Below are 14,829 nucleotides of genomic sequence, written 5' to 3' on the forward strand. Positions count from 1 at the left end.
ACCGGGGATCTGAAGAGGGCGGATGAAGCCGGGGCGTCAGCGTCTCGACAAATGGCTCTGGTTCACCCGCTTCGCGCGGAGCCGCTCTCTTGCCGCCGCCTTGGTGGAGGACGGCTTCGTGCGGGTGAACGGGACGCGCATCGACAACCCGGCCAAGGGGATCGCCATCGGTGACGTGGTGACGGTCGCCGCCGCCCATGGGACTGCGGCGGTGAGGGTGATCGATCTCGGAGAGCGGCGCGGTCCCGCGCCGGAGGCGCAACGGCTCTATGCCGACCTGTCGGCGGGCCGGAACGCAGTGCCCGACGATCAGGACTGATCGTTGCCGCGAAGACCGAGTGGCGGGAGTGTGTCCCGGTAACATCGCCCGAGCGGCCATGATGCGGCCACTGCTTGTCAGCCCCGGTGGCAGGGGCTAGAGCCGTGCGGAAATAGTGAGGCCTCGCGCGACCCACTGGCGCGTTAACGAGGCCGTGCAAGGGCCGGGTCTAGGATCGCGCCCGAACGGGCCGAGGTGGTTGACCCGCCCGACCATGGATTGAGGCTGAAGGGCACATGACCTACGTCGTCACCGACAATTGCATCAAGTGCAAGTACATGGACTGCGTGGAAGTCTGCCCCGTGGATTGCTTCTACGAGGGCGAGAACATGCTCGTCATCCATCCCGACGAGTGCATCGATTGCGGCGTTTGCGAGCCGGAATGCCCCGCCGAGGCGATCAAGCCCGACACAGAGCCGAGCCTGGAGACCTGGCTGAAGCTCAATGCCGATTACGCGCGGAGCTGGCCCAACATCACGCAGAAGAAGGACGCGCCTTCGGATGCGAAGGACTGGGACGGCGTCAGCGGCAAGTTCGAGGCTCATTTCTCCGCCTCGCCGGGCAAGGGCGACTAGGCCGGCTCCCGGGCAGGTGATATCGAGCGAAGGCTCCACCCGGATGGTGTCTCGCAGGTTTTGGTCCGCGCGTTAGTGAATCGAACGCCTGCCCGTGATGATGCGTCCGGCCATGTCGGATTTCGGCGGATCGCATGCGCCTCATGACGTCGCAGGCGGTCGTGCAACCCACCGCCTGAGGCCGTTGCGATCGCGCTCTCCGCACGGGACCGGCTCCCTGAGGATATCCCTCCGGCAGATCGCGCACGCATGCCCTGCGTCGGCAATCCTTTGATTCGTTGCCCGGTTTGTGGTACATCAAGGGTCTGCCGTCGTTCGTGCCTGACGTGCTGCCTTTGGCCACCCAAGCGGTGGTTTCCAAACCTTTCGACAGAGTCGGCATCCCATTCCATTGGGACGCTACCTTTCCGAGACGAGGCGGCATGTGATCGACCGCTGGAGGCGTATGCGCTTCCCGCGGCACCGGTCGCATGGTGTGGATGATCGGCTAGCCTGGGACCCGCCCGGCCGATGCATGCTGCATCGATGGCCGGCGGACAAGAGGCTCAAGCCGGGTCACCCACCCCGGGAATGAAGGTTCGGCGCGATTCGACCCGCGCGATGTTCTGGAGGCGCTTCTCGCATGACCACAGCCAAGAAGACGACGGCAGGCCGCCAAGGCTTCAAGACCGGCGAAGCGGTGGTGTACCCAGCTCATGGCGTCGGCCGCATCACTGCGATCGAAGAGCAGGAAATCGCCGGCTACAAGCTCGAGCTTTTCGTCGTCTCTTTCGAGAAGGACAAGATGGTCCTGCGCGTTCCGACCGCGAAGGCCAACAGCGTCGGCATGCGTAAGCTCGCTGAGCCCGAGCTTGTCAAGAAGGCTCTCGACGTTCTGACCGGCCGCGCCCGGATCAAGCGCACCATGTGGTCGCGCCGCGCCCAGGAATACGAGGCCAAGATCAATTCCGGCGACCTGCTGTCGGTGACCGAAGTGGTCCGCGACCTCTACCGGTCGGAGGCTCAGCCGGAACAATCCTACAGCGAGCGCCAGCTCTACGAGGCCGCCCTCGACCGCGTGTTGCGCGAGATCTCGTCGGTGAACCGCATCACCGAGACCGAGGCACTCAAGCTGATCGAGCAGAGCCTCGCCAAGTCGCCCCGCCGCGCCAAGGGCGAGGCGGAAGCCGAGGGCGATGCCGAGACGGATGGCGACAGCGACGAGATCCGGGAAGAGGCCGCCTGAGCGGCCCGCCGATCCCAGACGGATCCGTTCGACGATCGGGCCCGGCGCACCAGCGCCGGGCCTTTTTCTTTATCGGCACTGCGTCGGCCGGCTGCTCCGATGCGCCGCAGGGGCACGCCCCCCCTGTCAGCCCCGGCCTGCGGAACTATCCACGCAACGGCTCCGTTGTTCGGTGCCTGGGCGATGCCCCCGGGCTGGTGCCCTCGCTTTCTGGACCATTGGGGTCGATCGACCCCGAACGTCCGTCGCGGCGCGCACACGCAACGGACGAAAGGCGGAGGCGGGAATGGCGGATATCGCGGGGATACGGCGACAGTTCATTCGTACGGCCATGGAGGCGCCCTTCCTGGCGCGGGACGAGGAACGCGGTCTCGCCGTCCGCTGGAAGGATGAGCGCGACGAACACGCTCTCCATCGCCTGATTTCGGCGCATATGCGTCTCGTCATCGCGATCGCGGGGCGGTTCCGGCATTACGGTCTACCCATGGCTGACCTCGTCCAGGAAGGGCATGTCGGCCTCATGGAAGCGGCGGCCCGGTTCGAGCCGGAGCGCGAGGTCCGTTTCTCCACCTATGCGACTTGGTGGATCAGAGCCTCGATCCAGGATTACATCCTTCGCAACTGGTCCATCGTCCGTGGCGGCACGAGTTCCGCCCAGAAGGCGCTATTCTTCAATTTGCGCCGCCTGCGCGCCCGGTTGATGCAATCCACCGAGGAGCATGTTGGCGACGAGATCCATCGCCGCATCGCCACGGCCATCGGCGTCTCCCGCGAGGACGTGGCGCTGATGGACGCGCGACTGTCCGGGCCGGACATGTCCCTGAACGCTCCGGTGGGCGAGGAAAGCGAAGCCTCATCCGAACGGATGGACTTTCTGGTGGACGGTTCCGACCTTCCCGACGAGACGGTCTCCGCCTCGGTGGATGGCGAGCGCAGGCTCACCTGGCTCAACGAGGCGCTCACCGTCCTGTCCGAGCGCGAGTTGCGGATCCTCCGCGAGCGCCGGCTGACGGAAGACCAGGCCACCCTGGAGGCCCTCGGCCGCCGGCTCGGGATTTCGAAGGAGCGCGTGCGCCAGATCGAGAACCGCGCCCTGGAGAAGCTGCGCCGTGCCCTGGCGGAGCGTTTTCCACAGAGTGCCGGTAACGTGTATGTCTGACCGGATGTCGCTTGCCGCCTGACCCAGTGCGCTGCACATTAACGCTTCGGCATCCCGTCTGTGGGAAGCCGGAGCGTGATGGCATGTGGACGGGCAGGTCGGCAGAGATGGACGTCGCGACACAGAGGCCTCTCCTCACCCTCGCGATGATTCTCGCCTTGAGCGTCGCGCTCGTCGGAATCATCGCCGTCAGGCACAGCCTGTCCTGGCTGGCCGCCGCCGGGACATTCTACGGCATCGTCGCTCTCTGTCAGATCGCCTATCTCACCCTCGTCGTCGCCTTCACGCGGGATGGAGCGTCCGAACGACCTATGCCGGGCGCGTCCAGGCCGCCCTCGATCCGATAGCCCCACGATGGCATCGGGAACGATGACATCGGGCGGCACGGCATCGAGCCGCTAAAGTGGCCGTCAACTTTCACCACACGCGTTCGGGGAACCGGGCATCGGATCGAGCCCGCTCCGACGAGTCTGTCACGGTCTGGGATGTCGATCTGACCCTCTCGGACGAGCATCGCGCGCGCTGCCGGGATCTCCTCTCCGATGACGAGAAGGCTCGCGCGGACCGATTCGTGCGCGATGTGGATCGATGGCGCTTCGAGGCCAGCCATGCGGCCCTGCGCCTCACCCTCGGCCATCGTCTCGGAGCGGACCCGCGCGGCATCGTCTTCAGCGTGGAGCCGTCGGGAAAGCCGTATCTGGCGGGGGCGGCAGCCGGAGCATGCCGTTTCAGCCTGTCGCATTCCGGCAGCCGCGCCCTGATCGGCCTTTCCTCCTCCGCCGAGATCGGCGTCGACGTGGAAGAGGTGCGCCCGATGCCCGATCTCCTTCGCATTGCCCGCGCCCATTTCGCCGGATGCGAGATCGCAGCCCTGGAAGCGCTGGAGCCGGTCGAGCTGACGGCGGCGTTCTTCGCCTGCTGGACGCGCAAGGAGGCCGTGGCGAAAGCGACCGGCCAGGGCCTCTCTCTGCGCCTCGACAGCTTCGCCGTCTCCGTCACGCCGGACGCGGCGGAGCTGCTGGCCATGCCGGGCGGGACGAAGGAGTGGAGCCTGCACGCACTCCCCGCCGCGCTGGGCTATTCCGCGGCCCTCGCCATCCGGGCGGCGGATATCGGTTGCCTGTACCAGGCCCTCCCGCCCGACTGGCCCACCGGGCGGGCAGCCATATGGCAACAAGGTCGATGATGACGCTTGCGGCTCCGCGTCGGCCTCGCTATACGTCCGCTCGCCGGTGGTGACGCCGGCCGTCGGAGTGTAGCGCAGTCTGGTAGCGCACCACGTTCGGGACGTGGGGGTCGCAGGTTCAAATCCTGCCACTCCGACCAAATTTCCCGAGAGCTTGCAGTCTCTTACTGCTCCCCCAAAATCCAAGCCTTACATGGACCGCTTCGCGGACCGAATGATCCGCGTCGGGTTCCGCGTGACGTTGTCCGCCTTCGGATGCCGCGTGCCCGCGAGCCTGCTCGATGGTCGGAGACGCCTCTTGGAAACCCGTATTCGGTGACTGGCCCAGATCGCCCCGGTGATTCAGGTATGGGGCGAGGCGTGGCGGGCGGGATCTCACCAGCCATAACGTGCTTTCCACCCTCGAGTCGTCGTCGATCGTCTGGGCCATTCGGGGGCGAGCGACGCGCCGGGATGAGCCTCGCTTCCAACGCTAGGCAAAGAGACCCGTCGACGGCGGCCCCGCCCTCGACGCCTTCGCCGGCTGCGCCCTCCACCCTGATCCTGAACATGTCCACGTGGAGAAGGACGAGATCGAGCGCGAGCTTCGACCGTTGCTGCATCGCTCCATGGTCAGGAAACAGCAGCCAGGACCGATACTTGGATAGCCCAACAAGGGACTCTCGGGCCTGAGTCTAGAGGAGCTTCAGGACAAGCAGAGGCAACTCAATGTTAAGGGCATCTGCGCTATGTCCCAGACGAGACACAGACCGGTCGAGACGTGTCTGTCGTTCGTATAAGCGAGATAGCGCCTTGAAACGTCGGGATTTCCTCATCGGGGCGTCCGCCCTTGGCTTGGCCTCCTCGTCTGTCGCGAAGGCCGCCGTATCGCCGCTTCAGGCGCCAGTGGCGGCGCCCGCGGGAGCCCGGATCGCGCGGGTCGCCATACATCCGGCGATCGGCTTTTCCCGGGTCGGCAATTCCGACGCCTGGTTTCCCGCACCCGAGGTGCCGGGCCTCCTCGACGAGCCGGAGGGCGGCTTCAAGGATTCCGAAGGCCGCATCAAGAAGCAGGTTCAGCGGTTCCGCCTCTATGGCTACGACGAGGAAGGCCACGTGGTGCGCGAACTCGACGCGTCGAAGGGCGTCCGCTGGAGCGTCCACGTGGCCAACACCAAGGCGGCCTGGTACGGGTTCATCAACGCGCTCGATCAGGGGCCGGCGGCGCCCGGCATTCCCGGCACCCAGCGCAACCCCCTGGTCCTGGCCGACCGGCGCGACGATCTCCTGGTGATCGACCCCGGCATCGTCGAGATCGGCGGCATCTCCGCCAATGCGGCGGGCAAGGATCCGGCCTGCCGCATGCAGGGTCGGTTCTGGAACACCCTCGATGTCGATCTCGGCCACCTGCGCACCGACGACAACGGCCGCCTGCTGGTCTTTGCCGCCAACGGCATCTCGCGCACGGCCCTGCCGCAGAACCCGGTGCGCGACTTCACCAACAACGACGGCTGGCACGACGATTGGTGCGACGGCTGGGTACAGGCCAGGGTCGAAATCGACGGCGCCTCCGTGCCATGCGAACCGGCCTGGATCGTCTGCTGCGGTCCGAAATTCGCGCCCCAGCTCGAACCCATCGTCACGCTCTATGACGCCGCCCGCGAAGCGATGGTCGAGCTCGGCCATCTGAAGGCCCCCTCCGATACCGTCTCGTTCCGGCGCGACGTGCTGCCGATCCTGCGCCGGGCCGGCACCATGCAATGGGTGGCCACCTCCTCGTTCCTCGGCGCGGCCTGGAACCAGATCGGCGATCTCTCCAGTCCGGCGCTCATCGCCAAGCTGGCGCGTCCCCATGAAGAGGGCCGCGCGATGCGGCAGAACGTTCTCCAGGCCTTCCGCCGTCCGGGCGGCGAGGACCAGCGGGCCGCCGCCATGCCGATCATGCTGGGCGACGGGGTGAATTATCCGGAGAGCCAGCGCACCTGGCTCACCCTCACGCCGACCCAGTACCGTCAGCTCGAACTCTGGGCGGATGGACAATTCGCCGACGATTACGAAGACGCCGCCGCCGATTCCGTCACGCGCCTCGACGACCTGCCGCTCGCCCTCCGGCCTGAGGCCCTCACCCGCGCCGCGCTCGATGCCTGCTCGGGCGGAGCCTTCCACCCCGGGGTCGAGATCACGTGGCCGATCCGTCATGCCGCCCTCTATCGCGGCCGTGACGAGACGAAGCTGCCCTTCCGCATCAAGATCTCGGATCGACCGGGCCTGATCCAGGATCTCGGCCTGCAGCTCAATGCCACCAACGTGTTCGCGGGCAATCCCGCCAAGCCGCGCGAAGGGGCTCCCATCGGCCCGCAGGCCCCCGGCGACCTGACCCGCTGGATGGGTGTGCCGTGGCAGGGCGACGCTTTCAGCTGTCAGGCGGTCCTGACAGCCTCGGGCTTCCCCACCCCGGTCTGGTGGCCCGCGCTGCTGCCCGTGGATGTCCTGCCGGAGACTTTCTACGAGCACGTCATGCGCACCGATCTCAGCGACGAGGAGCGTTTGCGCTTCTACCATGCGCGGGTGCCTTGGGCGCGGGGCGCGGCCGGTATCGGCCTTCACGTGGAGGCGGGCTACACCGATGGCCTGCGCCGCATGATCGAGCTGTGGACCCGCATGGGTGTCCTCGTCCGCCGCCCCGGCCCCAAGGGCCTGACCGGCGTGCCGGAGGTGATCTACGTGGAGACCCAGCGCGGCTCCATGGACATCGCAGCCCCGTTCCCCCGCCGCTGAGCGCGAGGCGCGTGGACCGTATCGTGGTCGTCGGGGCGGGAGTCGCCGGCCTGTCCGCAGTCCGGCGTCTCGTCCTCGCCGGACATTCTCCCGTCCTCGTCGCGCCGGATCGCGTCGTGCCCAGCCGGGGGGAAACGCTCTCCGCCACGGCAGCTTCGTTTCTGGACGGGCTCGGCTGGTCCGCCCTGATCGACGGCGACACCGCCATGGCCAGTCAAGGGCGCTTCTCGATTTGGGGTGACAGCGCCCTGCGCAGGGCGGCCGGGCACGAGCACGGCGCCCATATCGACCGCTCCCTGCTCGAAGGACGGATGGCGGCGTCTCTGGCTGAGCGCGGGATCGAGCGCCTGGCGGACGCCGTGGTCGGCCTGGAGCATCTTCCGCACAGCGTCCGCATCGGCTTGGCCGACGGGCGATGGCTGGATGCGGCGGCGATGATCGATGCGAGCGGCCGGGCCGCGCTCTCGGGTGGACCTACCGCCCACCGGCGGCGCCTGGACCGGCTCGTCTGCGCCTATCAGGTGCACGACGTGCCCGATGATGCCGAGCTTGCCGCCGCGACCCTGGTGGAGGCGGTGGAGCTCGGCTGGTGGTACATGGCACCGATGCCGGGCCGGCGCATGATGATCGGCCTGTTCACCGATTCCGATCTTTTGCCCGCGGGGGCGGCGAAGGATGGCAAGCTCTGGGCGGATGCGGCCAGGGAAACCATCGCCATCGCCGCCCGTCTGGAGAGCCTGGACCTCGACACCGCCTGTGCCTCGCTGTCTCCCCAAGTTGCACCGGCAGCCTCAATCGTGTCGACCCACCTGGTCGAGGGGCGTGTCCTGCGCTCGGGCGATGCGGCGGCCTCCCTCGATCCGCTCGGGGCGAACGGTCTCGCGACGGCGCTCTGGAGCGGCATCCAGGCCGCGGACGCCGCGCTGGCCCTCATCGCCGACGATCCGGCTCCGGCACTCGCCTACGAGCGCGCCTTTCTCGAAGGCATCGCGCATCACCTCTCCGGGCAGCGGACCCTCTACGCCGCCGAGCGACGCTTTACCGACGCTCCCTTCTGGTCCCGCCGGCATGCTTTCCCCTGAATCCGAGGATGATTCCATGAGACCCGGTTTTCGCTCCCTGCTCACCGCGCTTCTCGCGGTGCTCGTCCCTGTCGCGGCTTGCGCCGACGAGACACGCCGCGTCGAGATCCTCGCTCCGAACGCAGAGACGATCACCCCCAGCGGCACCTGGAGCATCGGCGCACGGGCGGGAGATTTCGTGTTCATCGGCGGGATGCGCGGTGTCGACCGGACCACCGGCGAACTCATCGAGGGCGAGGAGGCCCGCATCCGCCGCATGTTCGACAACATGCTCGCCGCCGCCGCGGTGGCGGGTGCAACGAAGTCCGATGCCGTTCGCCTGACGGTGTTCGTCACCGACGTCGCCCGGCTGCGTCCGATCGTCAACAAAGTACAGAAAGACATCTGGGGCGACGGCCCATATCCACCCCGCACCGTGCTCGAGGTTCCCCGCCTCGACCAGAACGACATCGCCGAGATCGACGGCACCTTCTACCGACCCATCGTCAAATGAGGACATTCCGGCGGTGGCCGTAAGGCGCGGCCGACCCTTTCGATCAAGCTCATGAGAACGCTGGAGCTGCGCCCGATCTCATCGACATCGTCATCGATGCCGGCGGCACCCAGACGGGCGGCGACGGCAATGACACGCTGCGAGGCGGCATCGGTGGGGATACCCTCAATGGGGGGGCCAGAAACGACACCATGATCGCTGGCCGCGGCGTGGTCCAAGACTTTGATATTGCCGAAGGCGATAGACTTGACTTCAGTGTGATAGATGCGGAGCTCAATGTTGTAGGCAACCAGAGCTTTGAATTTATTGGAACCAACACCTTCTCGGGCGAGGCCGGCGAACTGCGCTTCAGGTTCGGCGGCGGAAACACTTTGGTCCAGGGTGACACCAACGGCGATGGAGGGGCGGACTTCGCCGTCCTCCTCAAGGGCCATCATGTCCTCGACAGCGGATCCTTCATCGTCTGACGGTCCGAGCCTCCGAGAATGACCAGGGAAGGGCGAGGGGCCGGTGGCTCCCCGTCCTTTTTCAACGATCTCGGAGCGTCATCACGCTCCAGAGAACAGGTGTACGATTACAATCGTCGCCGGCATCGATGTCGATCATGAGATGTTCCTGCTTCATGCTCCCGAGACACAGCGATGTCGGATCCCGGTAATCTTTGGCATTCTGCGCTTGACGCTGGTATACCAGAGGGCACATGGTGTGAGTGCTCCTCGTGAGGAGCCTTCCTATGAGCAAAACTTTACCCGCCCGGCGTGAGCCGAGGCGGGTTTTTTCGTCGCTCCGCAACCCGCGACGCGCTCGGCCGTTGGCGAACCGGGAAAGGGCGCTGCCTGCGCACGGTGCCGTCGTCACCGGCGAGGAGGCGGGAAACCGGCCTCCGCGCCCCCTCCTCTCTCCCTGGAAGCGAGGCGTGCCGTGAACGACAACGAACATGCCGTCTACGCCATCGCCCCTGAACTCGGCGGCTGGACGGTCTACGACACGAAGACCCTGGAGCCCGCCATGGTGGACGGCATTCGACAGGTCGGATTGTGCCGTGATGCCGCTCACGCCCTCGCCGGCAGCCTGAACGCCATGGAACGGACGGTGCCCGGATCGTCGATCCCCCTTCCCGATGAAGAACCATAGGGTTTCCGAACCCGGGCTCTCGAGGGCATGGCCCACACGTGGCTTGCCGTTTTGGAACCCGAGGCGATCACGGGCCCAAACAAGCTTCGACCATGTGCAGGCCGAGCGCCATGCGGCTTTTCTTGTCTCCGTTTCCGTCATGAAGCGTCATCGAGGCGGCGATCCCGACAAGTCGACGCAGTCTATTCCACCCGAATTCCTAGGGCCGCGTCACAGAGACAGAGCGAGCATTGCCGAACCCGGAGGATATCGCGGACGTTAGGCAACGACATCGGAATAGGATCCGCGAATGGGACAATGCTGGCCGAACCGTATCTGGATCGTTCGCCACGGTGAGAGCGCCGGCAACGTCGCGAGCGAGGCCGCGCATGGGGCCAATCGTGCGCGGATCGATATCGCCGAGCGCGACGTCGACGTCCCCTTGAGCCAACGGGGCGAGGAACAGGCCGACGCGCTGGGCCGATGGTTCGCGACGTTCCCCCCAGATGAGCGGCCGGAGACGGTGCTGACCTCGCCCTATAGGCGGGCGCGGCAGACCGCTTCCCGCATCCGCGCCGCAAGCGGCTTGGCGCATGAGACGCCGGAGGATCTCGTCGATGAGCGGCTCCGCGAGAAGGAGCTCGGCATCCTCGACCGCCTGACCCGCTCGGGCGTCGAACAGCTGCATCCCGAACAGGCCGAGATGCGCCGGCGCCTGGGTAAATTCTATCACCGGCCACCGTCCGGCGAGAGCTGGTGCGACGTCATCCTGCGCCTCAGGAGCGCGCTCGACACGGTGTCCCTGCATCACGGCGAGAAGCGCGTCCTCATCGTCGCGCATCAGGTCGTGGTTCTATGCCTGCGCTATCTGCTGGAGGAGATGACCGAGGCGGAGATCCTTGCCATCGATGCCGCTGGCGACGTCGTGAACTGCTCCGTCACGGAATACAGCTTCCAGCCTGAGGAGAAGACGACGGGTAAGCTGAGGCTGGAACGCTACAATTTCGTGGCGCCCCTGTTCGAGGCGGGCGCACCCGTCACCTCCGAACCCGACGCGAACGTGGCGGCCCGGTGATGGAAACGCAGAGCCTCACCCTCGCCCGGCTCCGGACGCTTCGGCTTCCCATCCCCCATGAGGGCAGCAAGGACGAACGCGGCAGCGCCTTCGTCCTCGGCGGATCCACGGAAGTGCCCGGGGCCGCCCTCCTGGCAGGGGTCGCGGCTCTCAGGGCCGGCGCGGGCAAGCTGAAGATCGCCACCGTCCGCAGCGTGGCCATCCCCCTGGCCCTCGCGATTCCCGAAGCCATGGTCGTCGGCCTGCCGGAAACGCCATCGGGCGGCGTCGAGGCCCAGGGCGCCCTCGATCGGCTGCTGGCGGTGACGAAGGGCTGCGATGCCATCCTGATCGGACCCGGCATGGTCGAGGATGAGGCAACGACCGCTCTGACGATGGCTTTGCTTAAGCAGCACTCGTCCGCCGCCTTCATCCTCGATGCCGCTGCCCTCTGTGGGCTCGGTGCCCACGCGGCCGACATCCGCGCTTTCGGAAGCCGGGCCGTCATCACGCCCCATGCCGGTGAGATGGCTCAGTTGCTGGATCGCAGCCGTGAAGAGATCGAGGCCGATCCGTTGCGGGCGGCCATCGACGCAGCGGCTTCGCTGCAGGTCGTCGTGGTGATGAAGGGCGCCAAGACCTGGATCGTGGATCCGCAGGGCGCGCACTGGTTCTACGAGGGCGGCGGCATCGGCTTGGCGACGTCCGGTTCCGGCGATGCCCTGGCGGGCCTCGTGGTCGGGCTCCTCGCCCGAGGGGCCGCTCCCCTCACCGCGGCCCTCTGGGGGGTGTATCTGCATGGCGAAGCGGGACATCGCCTCGCCGCCGATATCGGCCCGCTGGGTTTCCTCGCGCGGGAGATCTCCGGCCTCGCCCCCGGACTGCTTCAGGAGGCAACGGCCGATTCTGCCACGGCGCCTTGAAGCCAACCACCGGCGTGGCTCGACCGGGCGTCGGCGGGGGAGCCAGGCTGGCGGCGAAAGGTTCCCCGCACGGCAGCGCTCTTCATAGTTTTCCCCGAAATCCCGACGTTTCTTTTTTGGGACCCGCAAGGCAACGCGAGCGTTCATAGGAGACGGACAGCGCTGCGACGCGTCGGTATCAAATAAGACATTCGACAAAGTGGGATAGTATCTATGGCTGCCAAGCAGAAAACCTTGCACGATGCGTTCCATGAGACTCTCAAGGACGTCTATTACGCTGAGAGACAATCCGTTCGCGCTCTGAAGAAGTCGGCCAAGGCCGCCGAGCACGACGAGTTGCGTCAGGCGTTCGAGACCCATGCCGAGGAAAGCGCCGTGCAGGTCGAGCGCCTCCAGCAGGTGTTCGAGATCATCGGCAAGTCCGCGCGCTCGAAGACCTGCGAGGCGATGCAGGGCCTGACCGCCGAGATGGAAGAGGATCTCGAGGATTTCGGCGGCAGCCCGGCGGCCGATGCGGTCCTGATCGGCTGCGCCCAGGCCGTCGAGCACTACGAGATCGCGCGCTACGGCACCCTGAAGACCTGGGCGAGCCAGCTCGGCTACGAGGATGCCGCCAAGCTCCTCGACGAGACCCTTCAGGAAGAGAAGAAGACCGACGAGCTCCTGACGCAGATCGCACAGAGCATCAATGTCGAAGGGTCGGAGGAAGCGCCGGCCGAGGACGAGGCGGCCCCCCGGAAGAAGAGCGCCAAGGCCAAGGCCGAATAAGGAGTTCCGATCATGGTCGATCCCAGCAAGATCCAGGACCATATGCCGGTCATCGGTTCGGATGGCGGGCATGTGGGCACGGTGGATCATCTCGATGGGCAGCGCATCAAGCTCACCCGGACCGATCCCGAGGCCAAGGGTCAGCACCACTTCATCCATGTCGACTCCATCGACACGGTGGAGGACGGCACGGTGAAGCTGAATAGAACCACCGCCCAAGCCAAGGACGAATGGGGCACGGCGGAATAAGGCCGGGTCTCCGACAGACGTTCGAAGGGGTTGCCATCACGGCAGCCCCTTTTCGTTACAGGCGGGGAAAACGCCGCACCGGCCGGTAGCACTCATCCTCCACCGAGGATCGCGACTGCCGCTCCGGGCGGCGACCGGCTCTCGCAACGGGACGCCGGCGGCAGCGAAGCATCGGTGACGGAGCGAACGAAACGGCACCGATCGCCGGATCGATCTTACGGCTCTCCGGCGGTCCGTACGAACCACGCAGCGAGGGGGATGTGGCGTCGGAGCAGAGGAAAGGCCGGCGCGCGCCTCCTGTACGGCCCGACTGAACAAGCAAGGTCAGCCTGCCGATCCCCCCTCCCTGATCGAGACTCCACGATGAGGGGAAAAGTCGATCCATGCCGTGCAATGGCGAGTTCACGGCATCACTCCCCGGATGGGGCGCGCAACCGGACTGGATGTTTTTGGTAGGAACGCTCCTCGAGCATTGTACCACCCTACTGCAAAGGTCGGGATGGTGGAAAAATATTCTCTCGCCCCGAGCAGTTCGGTGGGCCGTGGGCTGTTGAGCTATAGATTTATTTGCCAAATTTAGAACATACTTGTCCTAACATCAGGTTACAGCAAATGCGTTCGCCCTTCGCAAACTTTGCTGAGCGATATCCAAGATATCACATTACGCCGAAACGCTCCCCGTCGACGAAGGCGGATCTCGGCAAACAAAGACCTTCGCTATGACGACGATTCAGATCCGCGCCCGCCCTAACGGGGCTGAGAGCAGCTCAAATGGATAGGACTCGACAAGACCCAGCACGTGAGCCAAAACGATGATGCAAATGATGCTTCAAAGGTTATTATTCTAATGGTGAAAATAGTTGCTGAAACCAACCGACACGTGGGGCTTGAAATCGGTGCCAATTTAACATCAATATTAGAAGAATTAAGGCTTTACCAGAACAGATATAATGCAAATAAGTCAAGCGCATCATCGAAATACTCGACGCGCTGGAAAAAATGGCAGCGCGATCTACATAGATAGAAATGCATTTACGGAGCCATACTCCACAATTGGAGATGGCAACAGAATTTTTAGCGTTGGCTCTTTTTCTTCGATCATGTCTCCATTCGAGCATGGATCCAAATTTGGTCGATACTGCTCCGTTGCAAAAGGGGTTACGACAGGAGGATTTCGACATCCTATCGATGCCGTTTCAATGTCTTCTGCTGTATTTAATGCCAATCGGGAATTTGTCTCAGCTTACGTCAAGGACAGTGAGCAAGAAAGCAGCGGGAAAAAACCTTTCGCATTCAATGCCGTCCCATTCCCCCAAAAGAAACCGGGAGTAGATGTTGGGCACGATGTTTGGATTGGGTCAGGAGTTTCGATAAACCGGGGCATCAAAATTGGTGATGGTGCAGTCGTTGCAGCCAATTCAGTGGTTACAAAAGATGTTGCCCCATACAGCATTGTTGGCGGCAATCCTGCGAAGCACATTAAATTTCGCTTCGAACAAGAAATATGCGAAGGCCTGCAGAGAATTCGCTGGTGGGAGTTTGAATTGAGCGACTTGCATGAACTCCCCTTGTCAGATCCCTATAAATTTATCGAGCAATTTGAAAAGAATAAAAACAATATTAGCCCATACAAACCACTGAAATCGAAATTCTGGGATCTAATAAAACAACACTCCGATCGGTCCTAGCAGGGCTGTAAAACCCTTGAAACATATCGGGAAAGCGATGGGACCCGATGCCGGCAGGTGCCGCCCTTCTGTGGCGGCACCAAGTTTGGATACAGAAAGTGTCGATGCAGCCGCTACCGGCATGAGCTCCTTCGACATCCTGTCCGAGCCATAGCCGGATCAGGGTATCGCGCCAACGAAGACATGCCGGTGCGTCATCCCGCCTTGAACCTCGACGACGCTGGCCAGGGCGTAGGGC

The 14,829-nt window shown here is 64.6% G+C and carries 15 protein-coding genes, 1 tRNA gene and 1 pseudogene; all 17 read left to right on the forward strand.

Annotated elements, in window-relative coordinates; all coding sequences use genetic code 11:
- Positions 1-22: 22 nt before the first annotated feature.
- Positions 23-319 carry an RNA-binding S4 domain-containing protein gene (locus tag RQI43_RS21020; RefSeq protein WP_056422519.1) on the forward strand — a complete coding sequence of 99 codons (297 nt, stop codon included), beginning with the start codon at positions 23-25 and terminating at the stop codon, positions 317-319.
- A 236-nt stretch (positions 320-555) separates the two neighbouring features.
- Positions 556-894, forward strand: a complete 339-nt coding sequence (gene fdxA / locus RQI43_RS21025; RefSeq protein ID WP_311276481.1) for a ferredoxin FdxA — start codon at positions 556-558, stop codon at positions 892-894.
- A gap of 622 nt (positions 895-1,516) precedes the next feature.
- On the forward strand, positions 1,517-2,119 hold the full coding sequence (locus RQI43_RS21030; RefSeq protein WP_056422526.1) for a CarD family transcriptional regulator: 603 nt from the start codon (positions 1,517-1,519) through the stop codon (positions 2,117-2,119).
- A gap of 286 nt (positions 2,120-2,405) precedes the next feature.
- Positions 2,406-3,278, forward strand: a complete 873-nt coding sequence (locus RQI43_RS21035) for an RNA polymerase factor sigma-32 (RefSeq protein ID WP_056422529.1) — start codon at positions 2,406-2,408, stop codon at positions 3,276-3,278.
- A gap of 107 nt (positions 3,279-3,385) precedes the next feature.
- Positions 3,386-3,625 (forward strand): hypothetical protein, encoded by a 240-nt coding sequence (locus tag RQI43_RS21040; RefSeq protein WP_311276482.1) that lies wholly within the window; start codon positions 3,386-3,388, stop codon positions 3,623-3,625.
- Positions 3,626-3,681: 56 nt separating this feature from the next.
- Positions 3,682-4,464, forward strand: a complete 783-nt coding sequence (locus RQI43_RS21045) for a 4'-phosphopantetheinyl transferase superfamily protein (protein ID WP_311276483.1) — start codon at positions 3,682-3,684, stop codon at positions 4,462-4,464.
- Positions 4,465-4,527: 63 nt separating this feature from the next.
- Positions 4,528-4,604: transfer RNA gene (locus RQI43_RS21050), tRNA-Pro, on the forward strand.
- 652 nt (positions 4,605-5,256) lie between these two features.
- On the forward strand, positions 5,257-7,221 hold the full coding sequence (goxA, locus tag RQI43_RS21055; RefSeq protein WP_311276484.1) for a CTQ-dependent glycine oxidase GoxA: 1,965 nt from the start codon (positions 5,257-5,259) through the stop codon (positions 7,219-7,221).
- An 11-nt stretch (positions 7,222-7,232) separates the two neighbouring features.
- Positions 7,233-8,303: a tryptophan 7-halogenase gene (locus RQI43_RS21060; RefSeq protein WP_311276485.1), complete on the forward strand. Its 1,071-nt coding sequence runs from the start codon at positions 7,233-7,235 to the stop codon at positions 8,301-8,303.
- Between the two features lie 16 nt (positions 8,304-8,319).
- A complete protein-coding gene (locus tag RQI43_RS21065; protein ID WP_311276486.1) occupies positions 8,320-8,796 on the forward strand; it encodes a RidA family protein in 477 nt (158 codons plus the stop codon).
- A gap of 149 nt (positions 8,797-8,945) precedes the next feature.
- Positions 8,946-9,263, forward strand: coding sequence for a hypothetical protein (locus RQI43_RS21070; RefSeq protein WP_311276512.1), 318 nt, complete (start codon positions 8,946-8,948; stop codon positions 9,261-9,263).
- Positions 9,264-9,717: 454 nt separating this feature from the next.
- Positions 9,718-9,930 (forward strand): hypothetical protein, encoded by a 213-nt coding sequence (locus RQI43_RS21075; RefSeq protein WP_056422550.1) that lies wholly within the window; start codon positions 9,718-9,720, stop codon positions 9,928-9,930.
- A gap of 289 nt (positions 9,931-10,219) precedes the next feature.
- Complete coding sequence (locus RQI43_RS21080; protein ID WP_311276487.1) at positions 10,220-10,984, forward strand: histidine phosphatase family protein; 765 nt, start codon at positions 10,220-10,222, stop codon at positions 10,982-10,984.
- On the forward strand, positions 10,984-11,886 hold the full coding sequence (locus RQI43_RS21085) for an NAD(P)H-hydrate dehydratase (RefSeq protein ID WP_311276488.1): 903 nt from the start codon (positions 10,984-10,986) through the stop codon (positions 11,884-11,886). The genes RQI43_RS21080 and RQI43_RS21085 overlap by 1 nt, the downstream gene beginning before the upstream one ends.
- Before the next feature lie 213 nt (positions 11,887-12,099).
- Positions 12,100-12,654 carry a ferritin-like domain-containing protein gene (locus tag RQI43_RS21090; RefSeq protein ID WP_311276489.1) on the forward strand — a complete coding sequence of 185 codons (555 nt, stop codon included), beginning with the start codon at positions 12,100-12,102 and terminating at the stop codon, positions 12,652-12,654.
- A gap of 12 nt (positions 12,655-12,666) precedes the next feature.
- On the forward strand, positions 12,667-12,903 hold the full coding sequence (locus tag RQI43_RS21095; protein ID WP_056422565.1) for a DUF2171 domain-containing protein: 237 nt from the start codon (positions 12,667-12,669) through the stop codon (positions 12,901-12,903).
- A gap of 1,337 nt (positions 12,904-14,240) precedes the next feature.
- A pseudogene (locus RQI43_RS24600) lies at positions 14,241-14,397 on the forward strand (DapH/DapD/GlmU-related protein); the annotation flags it as partial.
- Between the last annotated feature and the right edge of the window lie 432 nt (positions 14,398-14,829).

Source organism: Methylobacterium sp. WCS2018Hpa-22, from assembly GCF_031843785.1.
Lineage (GTDB): Bacteria > Pseudomonadota > Alphaproteobacteria > Rhizobiales > Beijerinckiaceae > Methylobacterium.